Raw genomic sequence first — 14,198 nt, forward strand, 5'->3', positions numbered from 1 at the left:
TGACGGTGGGGATGCCGCAGCCTCACCAGCCTACCCGTGTCCCAGTGGTCACAGATCAGCCGTACCGCGCGGCTCCGCTCGGGCCCCTGCCGGCCGTGCGGCGGCAACGGCCGCAGCGGTCGTGACCTTCGCGACCTCCGCAACGGGATGACGATATGAAAAACGCCTGTCGGCCGGTGACGGTGAACGGGTGACCCGAAAGAGGTAATCGCGGATTCCGTACAATGGCGGCGCGCGGTCACTCGAAGCCGGTGACGCGCCGGGTGGTCACCGGCAGAGGGGTACCGGGAAAACGGCGACAGTACACGGAGACGGCGGCCGCTTTCTTGCCGGGAGACCGACGGTGCGTATGTTCTATTGCTCATATGCCGGTGTGCCTGTCAGATTGCGGATCTCCCGGCGGCAGAAGCCGGGTTCGACATTCCTCGGTACGGCTTTCGGAGGCCACCATGAATCGCACACTGCACCGGATGCTCGGCGTCCTGCTCGGCACCGCGGCACTGACCGCCGGCGCCCTGGCCGGTACCGCCCAGGCGGGCGGCACGTCCCACACCGGGCCCGCTCCGCTGACGGTGAAGGCCTACCAGGCCAAGGCCCAGCTGCTGTCCCGCGAGCTGTCGGGCCACCGCCTGGACGTGCACCGGGCCGACGACGGCGCCCCGGTCCCCGGGCTCCTCGTGGTGTTCACGACCTCGGGCAGCCAGGAATACCTCTGCCGGGCCTACACCGACCTCAACGGCACCGCCGAATGTGACGCGCACCTTCCCTCCGACCTGGAGGTGCCCAATGCCCTGGCGAACGGTTACGAGGCCCGCTTCGGCGGCAACGGCACGTACGCCCCCATTGACGCGAACGGCACCTACGGCGTTTCCCTCGGCGACATCTGACCGCCGGCGGCCCGCGGAAGTCACCGGTTGAACGGACGCGGCCGCCGCACCGCGGAGCATCCCCGCCTCCGGCCCTGATCGGAGGCGGGAATGCACCGACAAAAAATGGATATCGGAGCAGCCGATGAAAGGGCAAGTCGCCGATTCGGGTAAGCGGCGGGCCCGTGATGACGCCGGCGCCGCGTACCGGGCGGTGAGGACCGCCACACGGTGCCCCTCGACCGCCCGTCACACGTTGTCCGACCGACAGGTGCCGCCCATACGGGGGCATCGGTTCTCCTCGGTCGTGCACCCCCGGACGTGCCCGGACGTGGGCCCCGGTTCACTGCAGACCCCGGGCGGAGCCGACGCGTGCACACCGCCCCGGCCGGCAGCGCCGCCCCGATGCCGGAGCACTCCGGTACACCGGAGCGGGTGGCGCACCTGCACCAGGCCATCGGGACACCACCGCGGCGGGCGTCCTCCCCCGCGACGTCGGCGGCACCGCCCGCCCGGTTCACCGCCCGGTCACAGCCGCCCCGCGTGCAGCGCCATCTGCGTCATCGCCCGTCGCGCGTGCTCCGCCACCGCGGCCGGCGAGTCGCCGAGGTGGACGTGCAGGGCCCGGGACGCCTCGTCGACGCGTCCCGCGAGGACCAGTTCCAGGATCTCGATGTGCTCGGCGACGGCCGTCTCCACCCGGCCGGGGTCGAGGAAGTCGTACATCCGCACCCGCCGGACCCGTCGCCCGGCGGTGACCAGGGCCTCGGTCAGCGCCCGGTTGCCGGAGGCGCGGCAGAGCTCGGCGTGGAACCGTTCCTCCTGGATCACGAAACGGTGGTCCGGCGCCGGCGGGTGCTCCCGCATCCCGTGCCAGCGCCGCAGTTCCGCGGTGAGGACGCCCGCGTCGTGCCGGGCGGCCGGGTCCTCCGCCACACGGGCCATCCCGCGCAGCTCCAGGGTGACCCCGAGCTCGTACAGGTCCGTCAGCCGGTCGAGGGTGGGCACGGTGACCCGGAAACCCTCGTCGCCCCGCTCGACCAGGCCGTCGGCCAGCAGCCGGGCCAGCGCCTCGCGGACCGGGGTGCGCGACACCCCGAACCGGTCGGCCAGCCGCATCTCGGCCAGCCGCTCCCGGGGCGCGAACTCACCGCCGAGCACGGCCTCCCGCAGCCTGACGTAGACCTCCTCGCGGAGCGAGGGCGCGTGCGCCCCGCTCCGTCCGACGGCCGGGTCCACTTGTGTATACAGGTCGGGGTCCATGGCGGGACACGGTAGGGAACGCTTGTTTCCCGCACGTCCCGCCGTCCATGAACGGCGTGTTACGCGGCTACGGGGTTCCGCCGGTCACGTCCTCCCAGTGCGCCGTCCGGTCGCACCAGCGGCGCAGCAGCGTGTGGTCGTGGCCGACGGCGAGGAGGCCGGCCCCGGTGGCGGCGCGGTACTCCTCCACGACCGCGACCAGCGCGGCGGTGGTCGAGGCGTCGAGCATCGCGGTCATCTCGTCGCACACCAGCCAGCGCGGGCGCAGCACCAGGGCGCGGGCCAGGCAGGCGCGCTGCAGCTGGCCGTCGCTGACCTCGTGCGGCCGCCTGCCCAGCAGGTCCGGTGTCAGGCCGACGGCCGCCGCCAGCTCGGCCACCCGCCCGGGCGCCTCCTCGCGGCGGCCGGTGGCGCGGAGCGGTTCGGCGATCAGGTCGGTGAGCCGCAGCCGCGGATCGGCGGAGAGCCGGGGCTGCTGGAAGACGACCCCGACGGCGGTGCGCTGCTCGCGCGGGGCGCGGTGCCGCCAGCGCCGTACGGGCGTGCCGTCGAGCAGCAGGGTGCCGGAGTCGGGCCGGTGCAGCAGGGCCGCGACCCGGGCGAGGGTGGACTTGCCGCAGCCGCTGGGGCCGAGCAGACCGACGGCCTCACCGGGCGCGACGGCCAGGGAGGCGTTCCGTACGACCGGGGCCTTCGGGTCGTATCCGGCGGTGACGGCGCGCAGTTCAAGCATGGACGTCCTCCGCGGCTCTCACGTCGGACCCCGGGACGGGATGGTGGCAGGCGACTCCGCCGGTGACCGGCGGCAGGGCGGCGCAGGCGTCGGTGGCGCGGTCGCAGCGCGGTGCGAAGGCGCAGCCCTCGGGGAGGGCGCCCAGTTCCGGGGGCAGGCCGGGGATCGGGGTGAAGGCCCGGTCCGGCAGGGCCCGGAGCAGGCCGCGGCCGTAGGGGTGGCGGGGGCCGGGGGAGCCGAAGAACGAGGCCGCGTCGGCCAGTTCGACGATGCGGCCCGCGTACATCACGGCGACCCGGTCGGCGATGCGTTCCGCCGCCGCCAGATCGTGGGTGATCATCAGCAGACCCCGGCCGGTGCCGTCGGCGGTGTCGACGTGCCGCCGCAGCTCGTCGACCGTGCGGTCCACCAGGTCGCGGTCGAGCCCGGTGGTCGGTTCGTCGGCGAGCAGCAGGGGCGCGTCGCCGACGAGGGCGAGCGCGGTGGCGGCGCGCTGGGCGAGGCCGCCGGAGAGTTCGTGCGGATGGCGGTCGAGGTGGCCGGCGGGGAAGGCGGCGCGTTCGGCGGCGGCCCGCGCCGCGTCCCGTACGGCGGCCCGGCCCCGTATCCCGGCCAGCGCGGCGACGGTCTCCTCGGTCTGCGAGCGGATGGTGCGTACGGGGGTGAGGTGCGCGGCGGGGCTCTGCGGCACGAGACCGATCAGGCGGCCCCGCACCTTCCGGCTGAGCGTGCGCTCGTCGGCGGAGATCAGGTCCAGGTCGCCGAGCCGTGCCTCGCCCGCGCTCTGGGCGTTGGCGGGCAGCAGCCCGAGGAGGGCGGAGGCGAGCACGGACTTGCCGCAGCCGCTCTCGCCGATCAGCGCCAGGCATTCGCCGGGCGCCACGTCGAAGTGGACGTCGGTGACGGCGGCGACGCGGCGCCCGCCCGGCATGAGGAAGCGCACCGACAGTCCGCGCACCGACAGCACGGGGGTTGGCTCGGTCACAGCATGAGCTCCGATCGGCGCCGTGGGCTGATCCGTTCCCGCCAGGCCCCGGCGAGGCCGGCGATGGCGAGGGTGGGGACGATGATGAACAGGCCGGGGAACAGGGTCGGCCACCAGTGCCCGGCGAGCAGTGAACTCCGCGCGCCCTGCACCAGGTTGCCGAGGCTCGCCATGTGGGTGGGCAGTCCGAGGCCGAGGAAGGACAGGGCCGACTCGTGCCACATGGCGTGCGGCACCATCAGCACGGCGGCGAGCGCGGCCTGCGGTGCCACGGCCGGCAGCAGGTGCCGTACCGCGATCCGCCGCCGTGAGGCACCCCCGGACACGGCCGCGTCGATGAACGGGCGGGAGCGCAGCGACAGCACCTCGGCGCGCACGATCCGGGCGGTCGACAGCCAGTGCGTGGACGCGACCGAGACGGCCACCGGCACGACACCCGGCCGGAACAGGGCGACGACGAAGATGCCGAGCAGCAGGTGCGGCACGGACGACAGGGTGTCGACCACCCGCATCACGGCCCGGTCGACCCAGCCGCCCAGCGCCCCGGCGGCGGCCCCGACGGCGGTGCCCACCACGGCCGCCACGAGCGCCGCCACCAGGCCGACGAGCAGGGAGACCCGCAGCCCGTAGACACAGCGCAGCAGCAGGTCGCGGCCGAGGTCGTCGGTGCCGAACGGGTGCGACCGGCTCGGCGGTTGCAGTTTGGCGGCGAGGTCGACGGCCTGCTGGTCGAGCTGGGCCAGCGGCGGCACGAGGAGCACCGCGAGCACGGTCAGCGCCACCAGCGCGGCGGAGACCCGTACCCGTACCGTGCGGGTGGAGCGGCGCCTGATGCCGTACGACCGCCAGACCGCGCTCTGCGCGGCGGGAGCGTCACATGTCACTGAACTTCACCCTCGGGTCGAACAGTCCGTAGAGCAGGTCCGCCAGCAGGTTGCCGGCCAGGACGGCGGCCGTGGCGAGCACGGTCAGCGCGGCGAGCAGCGGGAAGTCGACGGCGGTGGCCGCCTCCACGGTGGCCGCGGCGATGCCCGGCCAGCTGAACACGGTCTCCACCAGCAGGGCGCCGGTGATGAGTTCGGGCACGCGGGACCCGATCAGGGTCAGCACCGGCAGCAGTCCGGAGCGCAGTGCGTGGCCGAGCAGTACGGTGCGCTCGCTCAGCCCCCGCGCGCGGGCGCCGCGCACGGGGTCCTCCGCGAGCGCGTCGCCGACGCCCTGGCGGACGTACAGGACGAACCAGGGGAGTTGGGATACGGCCAGTACACCGGCGGGCAGGACGAGGTGGCTCGCCACCTGCCCCGCCGTCACCTGTTCGCTGGCCGTGTCGGTGAGGCCGCCGGCCGGGAGCACGCCGAGCTGGAGGGCGAACAGCCAGACTGCGAGCAGGCCGAGCCAGAAGGTCGGTGCGGCCTCCAGGGTGTACGACAGGGAGGTCACCACCCGGTCGAGCGGCGAGCCGGGACGGCGGGCGGCGAGCACGCCGAGCACCGTGCCGAGCACCACGGCCGCCACGAGGGCGACCGCGCACAGCAGCGTCGACCAGACGACCCGCTCGCCGATGACCTGGGCGACCGGCTGCCGCATCACGGTGGACTGACCGAGGTCGCCGGTGAACGCCGAGGTCAGCCACTCCCACCAGCGGGCGGCGAAGGGCTCGTCCGCGCCCAGGTTGTCCCGCAGCCGGTCGAGGGTCTCCTGGTCGGCGGCGAGGGCGGCCGTGCCCGCGTACGCCTTGACGGGGTCGAAGGGGGAGGCGGCGGCGATCGCGAACACCCCGAAGGTGACGACGAGGAGGACGGGGGCGGCGAACAGCAGCCGCCGCCCCGCGAGGCGTGCCATCGCTCCCCAGGGCAGCGACCGGGGCCGGTGCGGGGAGCTCACTTCTTGGGCTGCCAGTCCTCGAGGTTCCACCACGGGCCGCTGCCGAAGCCGTGCTCGTGCGGTTCCACCTGCGTGGTCAGCCCCTTCCAGCGGTCGGCCAGCACGTAGGTGTGGTCGACGTGGGTGAGGTAGGTGGTGCCGGGGTCCTTCACCAGTTCGCGCTGGACCGTGTCGTAGGCGGTCTTGCGGTCCGCGCGGTCCTGGCTGCGGCGGGCCTCGTCGAGCGCCTCGTCGACCGCGGGGTTGTCGTAACGGCCCATGTTGTTGAAGCCGTCGCCGGCGAGGGAGGAGTGCAGCGTGCGGTAGAGGGTGAAGTCGGGGTCACCCGTGCTGCCGCCGCCCGCCAGGACCGCGTCGTCGCCCATCCGCGGCTCGATGACCTCCCAGGTGGCGCTCTCCACCGTCACCTCGATGCCGGCCTCCTTGGCGTCGGAGGCGTAGGCGAGGGCGTGGTCCTGGCGGAGCTTGTCGCCCGCGGGGTAGAGAAGGGTGAAGGCCGCCCGCCGGCCGTCCCTGGACCGTACGCCGTCCGCGTCGGCCTTCCAGCCCGCCCGGTCCAGGATCTCCTCGGCCCCGGCCAGGTCCCGCTTGCGCTCGATGCCCTTCGCGAACCAGGCGTCGTCGCTGGGCAGCGGCCCGTACGCCGGGCGGCCCGCGCCGTCGAGGATCCGCTCCACCATGGCCTCGCGGTCCACGGCGGCGTCGAGGGCCTGCCGGATCGCGCGGTCGCCCGTGACCTCGTCGCCCGTGGGGAGGGTGACGGCGCGGAAGTCGTAGGTCTTCGCGTCGTACCTCACCTTCCCCTCGTCGCCGTCGAAGGTGGCGGCGAGGGCGGGCGTCAGGACCGCGCCGTCGAGGTCGCCGGAGCGCAGCCGGGTGGCGCGCACGTCGTCGTCCTCGATGATCGCCATGGTCACCTTCTCGACCTCCGGCGCGCCGCCCCAGTAGTCGGGGTTGGCCTCGAAGGTGAGCTTCTCGCCCTTGCTCCAGCCGGTGAGGACGTACGGTCCGGTGCCGACGGGCTTCGTGTTGAAGGAGCCGGTGTTGGGGTCCTGCTTCCCCACGATGTGCTCGGGGACGATGGGCAGCGTGGTGCGTGCGGCGAACGGTGCGTACGGGTACTTGAGGGTGAAGACGACCTTGTCGTCGCCGTCCGCCCGAACCTCCTCGACGGCGTCCAGTTCGTTGCGGAAGGTGTTGTTCGTCTTCGGGTCGAGGGCGGTCCGGTAGGTGAAGACGACGTCCTCGGCGGTCAGCGGCTCGCCGTCGCTGAACCTCACCCCGTCGCGGAGGTGGTAGGTGTACGTGCGCCCGTCGTCGCCGACCTCGGGCAGGGCGGTCGCGAGCGCGGGGGTCAGCTGCTCGTCGGCGCCCCGGGCGAGAAGCCCGTCGAAGATCTTCGAGTTGCCGTCCTTGCCGTAGCCGAGCAGCGGGCTGAGCGTGTCCGGTTCGTTGGCCACACCGATCACGACGGAGTCGGCGGCCCCTTCGTCTCCCGTGCCGCCGCCGGGCGCCGAGCATGCGGCGACACCGCCGAGCACCGCCGCCGCGGCGGCGACTCTCCGTATCCGTCGGACCGTTGGGACCGTCATGACCTCACACTCCTGTTGCCCCTGTTACGAGTGGAACGCTGTTGCATATTAGTTGCAGGTGCGTCACAGGTGTAGAGCGCATGGAGAGGGGGCGCCGCGGGCCGCTCGTGGTCGGCCCGCGACGCCCCCTGGCGTCACCCGAGGGAGAACCTCAGGAGTTGATCTGCTGGGTGACGAGGTCGGAGAAGGTCGTCAGCCGGGTGTAGACGCCCGGGTAACCGGCCCACGCGCAGCCGTTGCCCCAGGAGACGATGCCCGCCAGGACACCGTTGATCATCAGCGGGCCGCCGCTGTCGCCCTGGCAGGTGTCCACGCCGCCGGAGGCGTAGCCGGCGCACACCATGTCGCTCGCCTTGTAGGACGAGCCGTAGGACGAGGAGCAGCTGGAGTCGGAGACGGTCGGCACCGTCGCCGTGCGCAGCTGGTTGGAGGAGCTGCCGCCCGAGGAGGTGGTGCCCCAGCCGAGGATGCGGGCGGTGGTGCCGGCCGCGTACACGCCGGTCTGCGAGGCGGAGACGTACGGCGCCGTCGTGTACGGCATCGAGCTCGACAGGGTCAGCACCGCCACGTCGTAACCTCTGGTGGCCGACGTGTAGCTCGGGTGGATCCATATTCGGCTGACCTGCGCGACCGTGCCGTCACTGCCGTTGCGGTAGGTACGGCCGCCGACGACACGGGTGCTGCTGGTGGACCGGCCGACCATGCAGTGCGCGGCCGTGACGACCTTGTCGGGCGCGACCAGGGTGCCGCCGCAGAACTGCGACTGCGAGGCGGTCGTGATCTGCATGACGTACGGGTACGCGCTCGCGGTGGTCGTGGTGCCACCGACGACGGGCTGGGGAGCGGCGGCCGCGGAGGGGGCGCCCAGCAGCGTGGCCGCGGCGGCGGCAGCGGTCGCGGCGACGGCGACGAGCGACTTCTTGGCGCGGTTGAACCCGAACAAAGGGGTCTCCATTCGTGGGGGTTGCCGGTGGGGGTCGCGCGGGTGGGGGTGGTGCACGGGACCGCCTCCCCCGTGGGGAAGGGGGAAGGGGAGGTGCTGGTCCCGTGTGCCCTGGCGAGCGGCACGTCCTCAACCTAGGAGCGGCGCGCACCGGCGCCCAATGGGGGAAGCCCCTAGCCGAGTCGAGGAGGGAAAACCCTCGATGACCCCATGCCCGGTTTGAACCTAGGCTGACCCCGAGAGGCCGTCGGCCGTGCCGTCGGTCGTCGGCTGCGTCCCGGGGAGGTCAGTTCGTACGGTGTCCAGCCGCCAGCCGCACGATGTCCACCCGCGACCGGATGCCCAGCTTCCGGTAGACCCGGGTGAGGGTCGCCTCGACCGTCTTGACACTGATGAACAGCCGCCCGGCGATCTCCCGGTTGGTCGCGCCCTCCATGACGAGTTCGGCGACCCGGCGCTCCGTCGCGGCGAGGACGGCGAGCGCGGCCGGCGCGGCGGCGGCCTGCGGGCGCGGCACCGGGGCGACGGCCGCCCGCTCGGCCCGCTTCAGCCAGGGCAGGGCGCGACAGCGGCGGAACAGCCGCACCGCCTCGTCGTACGACGCCGGTTCGGACCGCCGGATGCGCACCTCGGCCAGGGCGTACGCGGTCCGCGCCTCCTCCAGGCCGTGGCCCAGCTTCGCCAGCCGGTCCTGCGCGGACGTCAACTGCCGCACCGCCACGTCCAGTTCGCCACGGGCGGCGCGCACCAGCGCCTCGGCCCGGTCCAGGACGGCGAGCATGCTCTCCCGCCCCAGCCGCAGCGCCCGCTCCCGCGCGGCGTCGATGACGTCCTGCGCCTCCGCGTGCTCCCCGACGCACACCAGCGCCTCCGCCAGATCGCCCTGCCAGCGCCCGCGCGCCGGATCGGTGACCTTCAGGCTCTCCTCCAGCTCCCGCACCCGGCGCAGGGCCGCGACCGCGCCGGGCGCGTCCCCGGCCACGAACCGGGCCTGCCCGAGGGCCCCGAGGGCGAGGGACAGGTACATCAGGTCGCCGTCGCCCTCGGCGTGCCGCACCGCCTCCCGGGCCAGCGCCAGCGCCCGGTCGACATCGCCGCCGGAGGCCTCCGCGAGCGAGGTCTGCATGGCCGACGCACCCTCGCCGATGCCGGAGTCCCGGGCCAGCCGCAGGCTCTCCCGGGCGAGGTCGAGGGCCCGGCCGCAGTGCCCGGAGCGCAGCTCGGTCTCCGCGAGCCCGCGCAGGAAGTGCACCTCGCTCTCGACCATGCCCCGCCGGCGGACCTCCCGCAGCAGCGCGGTGATCGTGTTCCGGGCCTCGGCCAGCCGGTCGCCCATGACCAGCCACCGGAAGCGCGCCGCGCCCGCGCCGTTGTGATGACACGCCACCTGGGGGTCCTGCGGCTCCCGCAGCGCCCGCTTGATGGTGGCGGGCGCGTCCGGGTGCCCCATCAGCGTCTCGGTCTGCGCCTGCAGGGCGAGCGCCAGCAGCCCGGTGCGCCGGATGCCGGCCCGCTCGGCGAGGCGCGCCGCGTGCGCCGCCTCCTCGCGGCACTCGGCGAAGTCGCCCTCCACGACCAGGGCCCGCCAGGCGAGCTGGTAGTGGACCTGGGCCAGCAGCGCCGGGTCGTCGCCCGCGTCCGCGAGGGCCTGCGGGAAGACGGCGTCGACCTCGGCTATGGACTGGCCGGCCGCCTCGATCACCACCATCCAGGCCCGCACCCGGTCGGCGGGCTCGGTGGCCCGTCCCAGCACGTCCCGGGCGATGTCCCGGGCGAGGTCGTGCCCCCCGGCGGTCAGCGCGTCCTCGGCCGCCTGCAACCGCCGTACGTCCGGCCCGGGTACGGCGTCCGCGGGAGTGTGCCGGGCGGCGAGCAGGCCCAGTTCCGCGGCGACGGAGGGCGCGCCCCGGTCCCGGGCCGCGGCCGCCGCCTCGCCGAGCCCCGCGGCGACCGCCGGGTCCGCGCCGGTGGTGGCGAGGGCCAGGTGCCGGGCGCGCTCGATGGGGTCGGAGGCGGCCGTGGACAGCGCGGCGTGGGCCGCGCGCCGCTCCGCCGCGCCGGCCTCCGCGTACAGGGCGGCCGACACGAGGGGATGCGCGAACCGTACGCCCGGGCCCTCCCGTTCCGGGGCGAGCAGACCGAGGCGGGCGGCCTCCGCGGTCTCCGTCTCCGCGTCCCCGCGGCCGGCCGCGTGCAGCAGGGACAGCGTGGGGCGCGCGCCGGCGCTCGCCACCAGCAGGGTGCGGCGGGCCTCGGCGGACAGCATCTCCAGCCGGCTGAGCACCAGTGCCCGCAGCGAGGTCGGCACGGGCAGCGGCTCCCCGGGACGCGGCGGGGTCGGGCTCTCGGCGAGGGCACGGCCGAGCTCCAGCGCGAACAGCGGGTTGCCGCCGCTGGTGCGGTGGATCTCCCGCACCGTGGAGCGGGACAGTCCGGTGTAGCCGCGGCGCCCGAGCAGCTCGGCCACCTGCGCGCGGGTGAGCGGGTTGACGCGGACGGTGAGGGTGTCCGGGGGCAACGCGCGTAGATGACGGCCCTGTCCCGGCCCACGGGGCTCCGTCTCGGTGCGTACGGCACAGAGCATCCGGACCGGCAGCTCGCCGAGCCGGCGGGCGGCGAAGCCGAGCAGCTCGGCGCTGGCCGAGTCCAGCCACTGGAGGTCGTCGGCGACGATCAGCACCGGACCGCGGGCGGCGAGGGCGCGCAGGGTCGACAGCACGGCGAGCCGCAGGGCGAGCCCGTCGCGCTGGAGGGTGGACTCGCCGCGCCCGGTGAGCGCCGACTCCAGGGCGTCGCGCTGCGGGGCGGGCAACTGGTCGGAGACCTCGTCGGCCACCAGGCCGAGCAGATCGGCCAGGGCCAGGAACGGAAGATGCGATTCGGACTCGGTGGCGGAGCAGCGCAGGACCGTGCGCGCCTGGTCGGCGTATTCCGCCGCCAGCGTGCGCAGCACAGTCGATTTGCCGATTCCGGTGTCGCCGTGCACGACGACGCTCCCGCCCCGCGACAGCTGTTCGCGCGCGCCGCTCAGCAGGTCGTCCCGGCCGACCACCAGGTCGGGGCGCGGTCTGCCAGGCTCCTTGAGGTCCCGTAGCACGGTCCACCGCTCCCCTCGAGTGTCGTGTCCGGGCCAATATTAGGCAACGGCTCATTGAATTCCGGAAGGAAGGTCCGGTGAGAAGAGAAACAACGGGCGGGCTAAGGCGGGTCCGGCAGAGAACAATTCACGGGCGCCGTACACGAATATGCCGCCCGCGCGAGAAGCGGAACCGCTCCGCTCCCTTCCGGCCGGGGGTGAGACCCGTGCCACGCGTCGCACGGCGCCGGGAAACCGTCCGGCAACGAGGCGGACACATGGCGGAGATTTCGCGTGCCACGGTGACCGTGACGGCAATTCTCCGCGCGTACGTACGGGAACCGGCCCCCGCCCTCAGGCCCCGCTGGAGATCAGTTCGTTCGCCGGGCCGTTCACCGGCTGGGGCGTTCCCGTGAGGTCCAGGACGAAGAGGGCGATGCCGAGGTGGTCGGCGCGGTCCCGGGCCTCCGGGTCGTATCCCGCGAGCGAGAAGTACACGCACCCCGCCGACTCCGTCATCGCCGTCAGCCACAGGCACTCCACGTCGCGCGGCGAGGCGGGGCGCACCGTCGGGTCCACCTGGGCCACGACGCCCCGCGCGGCGAGCCCGATCCCGGACGGCGGCCGCTGGGCCGCCCGGCGGATGTCCCGGTAGCCGAGCCAGCGCAGATAGAGGGCGGCGGCGGTGACCGCGTCGCGCGCCGTGCGGATGGTGACCGGGTGGAAGGCCGGCCGGGGGAGGGCCGTGGCCCGGTCGGACCGGTCGTCCGTGCCGGGGCACCCGGCGGACGGGTCCGGGTGGCCGGCGGTGGGGCCGGAGGCGGGATCCGTGCCGGCCGGCGGGCCGAAGAGATCCGGTCTGTCGAACGGCCCGGGGTCGCACCGCTCCCGCGCCCGCAGCGGCTGCGAGGCCACCGTGACCGGCACCCGGACGAGGATGCCGCAGGGGCAGCCCAGCTCGGGCTGGGGCCACTGGTCCTCGCGGTCGCAGGCCTGGCAGCGGACGGCGATCCAGTCCTCGTCCCAGGTGCGGTGGGTGACGGCGGTAGCGGCGCCGAGCGGGTCCAGCGGCGGACTGACGGGTGCCCCGCACGCGCAGGGATAGGCCGGTGCCGTGTACCGATGCTCGCGCCGGCAGCCCGGACACCGCACCGGGATGCTCTCGGTCATTGCCCACTCCACTTCACACCGCGCAACGCCGGGACAGCCCTTCCATCGTGCTCCAGGGAAGGCCGCTCCAACAGTCGAACGGCCGGATGACCATGCCGGCGCGCAGCCGGCCGGTGGACACCGCCCCTGACGCCTGTGACCCGGGTGCAGGCAGGGCGGAGGCGGTCACCCGGAGGCGAGCCGCCCTGCCACTGTGCGGAACCAGGAGGTGAGCCAGGGGGTGCCCCGCGCCCGCGGACGCCCCCGTGCGTCCCTGCCGTGCCCGGCCGACCGGCGTCGGCGCCCGGCCCGCGGGCGCGGGCCGGACTCGGTCGGCCGGGTGTCATGGCGCGGGGCCCTCACCCCGCAGCGGTGCGACCCCGTACGGGTCGGGCCCGTACGGGCCGCTTCGCCGCACCGCCGTCCGGAGGCCCCCGTCACACGGGGCCCGCCGCCCCCGTGCCGGCGGGCCCCGTGTGACGCGAATATGCCCGCGCCCGGGGGTGGTTGAAGCCTCCGGGCGCGTCCTCAGAGCTGAATTTGAGGATGCCGTAGACGGGGTACGCCCGCTTGTGTACGAGGAGAGGGCCGCTGTACGGCGCTCAACGGGCGGCGCGTGCCTCCCGGGGCAGCCGGTCGAAGGCCTCGGCGCCCGTACGCAGTGGCAGCGTGCCCGTGCCCGGCGCGCCGCGGGCCGGGTCGTCGGCGATCCGCACGTGACCGGTGTTCGCCGTGTACCGGTCGATGACCCGCGGCAGGTCCTCGCCGTTCACGGCCAGGTGGCAGAGATCCATGAGGAAGCGCGCGTCGCCCAGCCCGGTCGCCTCGTCGCCCCGGTCGACGACGGCGACACCCGCCTCGGCGGTCACCAGCGGGTAGCGCGGCGACTCGGTCCTGTGCAGGGTCTCGACCAGCAGGACGGCGCCGATCCGGTCGGCGGCCCGGGCGGCGAGCGCCGGGTTCTCCAGTGCGGGCGCGTCCTGCCCGGCCGTGCGCACGGCGTCGAGCCGGGACCGCTCGGGGGGGCGGGGGAGTCGGCCCGGGGCCACCACGGCTCGACCGCGGTGACCCCGGCCGCGGCGGCGGCCGCGGGGCGTTCGAGGAGCGGGAGGCCCGCGAGGAGGACCGACGGGGTGACGGTGTGGCGCTGCTCCGCGCATCCCAACGGTGTGGCGCTGCTCCGCGCATCCCATACGGCTCGGAGCTCCTTTTCTCCTCGCCGTGTGCGTGGTGGTCAGGGCCTGCACGACATGATGCCGCCAGGCGGTCTCCCGGCCGGCGTGCTCCGGGTCACGGCCCGCACCGGTCACGGCGGACCGGTCCGTTAGGGTCGTGCCGGAGCGGTGACGGTGAACGTGCCCGGGAAGCGCGGAACCATAGATGCCTTGGGGGCGCAGTGCGGCTGAGAGTGGAGTTCACGACCGAGCCCTTCGACCTCGACGAGCCGCCCCGGCACGCGCTGGTCGCCCGTGAGGTCGTCGAGAGCGCCGAACTGGACGCCGTGGACGTGGGCCCGTTCGGCAACACCGTGGAGGGCGGTGCGGACGCGGTGCTCGGCGCGGTCGACGCGGTGCTGCGCAAGGCGCTGGACGCGGGCGCGACCCGGGTGTCGCTGCAGCTCAACGTGATCGGCGAGGGGAAGCGGTGACCCCGGCGCCCGGCGACGCGGACGACCCCTTCGTCAGCGCCGTCAAGCCGCTGGTCGAC

The 14,198-nt window shown here is 74.4% G+C and carries 11 protein-coding genes and 1 pseudogene; 2 read left to right on the forward strand and 10 right to left on the reverse strand.

Going from position 1 to position 14,198, the window contains the following annotated elements; all coding sequences use genetic code 11:
* The first annotated feature begins 449 nt into the window (after positions 1-449).
* On the forward strand, positions 450-887 hold the full coding sequence (locus IEZ04_RS06825; RefSeq protein ID WP_189215772.1) for a hypothetical protein: 438 nt from the start codon (positions 450-452) through the stop codon (positions 885-887).
* Between the two features lie 507 nt (positions 888-1,394).
* Here the strand turns inward: IEZ04_RS06825 and IEZ04_RS06830 are convergent.
* From IEZ04_RS06830 to IEZ04_RS06875, 10 genes and pseudogenes are all read right to left on the reverse strand, one after another.
* Entirely contained in the window at positions 1,395-2,129 is a 735-nt protein-coding gene (locus IEZ04_RS06830) for a GntR family transcriptional regulator (RefSeq protein ID WP_189215773.1), read from the reverse strand.
* A gap of 67 nt (positions 2,130-2,196) precedes the next feature.
* Positions 2,197-2,862 carry an ABC transporter ATP-binding protein gene (locus tag IEZ04_RS06835; protein WP_189215774.1) on the reverse strand — a complete coding sequence of 222 codons (666 nt, stop codon included), beginning with the start codon at positions 2,860-2,862 and terminating at the stop codon, positions 2,197-2,199.
* Positions 2,855-3,847 (reverse strand): ABC transporter ATP-binding protein, encoded by a 993-nt coding sequence (locus IEZ04_RS06840; protein WP_229820868.1) that lies wholly within the window; start codon positions 3,845-3,847, stop codon positions 2,855-2,857. Before IEZ04_RS06840 ends, IEZ04_RS06835 begins: the two co-directional genes overlap by 8 nt.
* On the reverse strand, positions 3,844-4,731 hold the full coding sequence (locus tag IEZ04_RS06845) for an ABC transporter permease (RefSeq protein WP_189215775.1): 888 nt from the start codon (positions 4,729-4,731) through the stop codon (positions 3,844-3,846). Before IEZ04_RS06845 ends, IEZ04_RS06840 begins: the two co-directional genes overlap by 4 nt.
* On the reverse strand, positions 4,721-5,689 hold the full coding sequence (locus tag IEZ04_RS06850) for an ABC transporter permease (RefSeq protein WP_189215776.1): 969 nt from the start codon (positions 5,687-5,689) through the stop codon (positions 4,721-4,723). The genes IEZ04_RS06845 and IEZ04_RS06850 overlap by 11 nt, the downstream gene beginning before the upstream one ends.
* Positions 5,690-5,727: 38 nt before the next feature.
* Complete coding sequence (locus IEZ04_RS06855; protein WP_189215777.1) at positions 5,728-7,323, reverse strand: ABC transporter substrate-binding protein; 1,596 nt, start codon at positions 7,321-7,323, stop codon at positions 5,728-5,730.
* A 151-nt stretch (positions 7,324-7,474) separates the two neighbouring features.
* Positions 7,475-8,266 carry a S1 family peptidase gene (locus IEZ04_RS06860; RefSeq protein ID WP_189216037.1) on the reverse strand — a complete coding sequence of 264 codons (792 nt, stop codon included), beginning with the start codon at positions 8,264-8,266 and terminating at the stop codon, positions 7,475-7,477.
* Positions 8,267-8,552: 286 nt separating this feature from the next.
* Positions 8,553-11,363, reverse strand: a complete 2,811-nt coding sequence (locus IEZ04_RS06865; protein ID WP_189215778.1) for a helix-turn-helix transcriptional regulator — start codon at positions 11,361-11,363, stop codon at positions 8,553-8,555.
* A gap of 333 nt (positions 11,364-11,696) precedes the next feature.
* Positions 11,697-12,512, reverse strand: coding sequence for a hypothetical protein (locus IEZ04_RS06870; RefSeq protein WP_189215779.1), 816 nt, complete (start codon positions 12,510-12,512; stop codon positions 11,697-11,699).
* Between the two features lie 581 nt (positions 12,513-13,093).
* A pseudogene (locus IEZ04_RS06875) lies at positions 13,094-13,656 on the reverse strand (hypothetical protein).
* A gap of 231 nt (positions 13,657-13,887) precedes the next feature.
* On the opposite strand from IEZ04_RS06875, the gene IEZ04_RS06880 reads away from it, so the two are divergent.
* Complete coding sequence (locus IEZ04_RS06880) at positions 13,888-14,139, forward strand: YkoF family thiamine-binding protein (RefSeq protein WP_189215780.1); 252 nt, start codon at positions 13,888-13,890, stop codon at positions 14,137-14,139.
* Positions 14,140-14,198 lie beyond the last annotated feature (59 nt).

It is taken from the genome of Streptomyces ruber, assembly GCF_014648075.1.
Lineage (GTDB): Bacteria > Actinomycetota > Actinomycetes > Streptomycetales > Streptomycetaceae > Streptomyces > Streptomyces ruber.

Bases quoted from the DNA above. Each gene is read 5' to 3' on its own strand.
- IEZ04_RS06835 (WP_189215774.1), bottom strand. From the start codon at position 2,862: ATGCTTGAACTGCGCGCCGTCACCGCCGGATACGACCCGAAGGCCCCG.
- IEZ04_RS06855 (WP_189215777.1), bottom strand. From the start codon at position 7,323: ATGACGGTCCCAACGGTCCGACGGATACGGAGAGTCGCCGCCGCGGCG.
- IEZ04_RS06870 (WP_189215779.1), bottom strand. From the start codon at position 12,512: ATGACCGAGAGCATCCCGGTGCGGTGTCCGGGCTGCCGGCGCGAGCAT.
- IEZ04_RS06850 (WP_189215776.1), bottom strand. From the start codon at position 5,689: ATGGCACGCCTCGCGGGGCGGCGGCTGCTGTTCGCCGCCCCCGTCCTC.
- IEZ04_RS06830 (WP_189215773.1), bottom strand. From the start codon at position 2,129: ATGGACCCCGACCTGTATACACAAGTGGACCCGGCCGTCGGACGGAGC.
- IEZ04_RS06825 (WP_189215772.1), top strand. From the start codon at position 450: ATGAATCGCACACTGCACCGGATGCTCGGCGTCCTGCTCGGCACCGCG.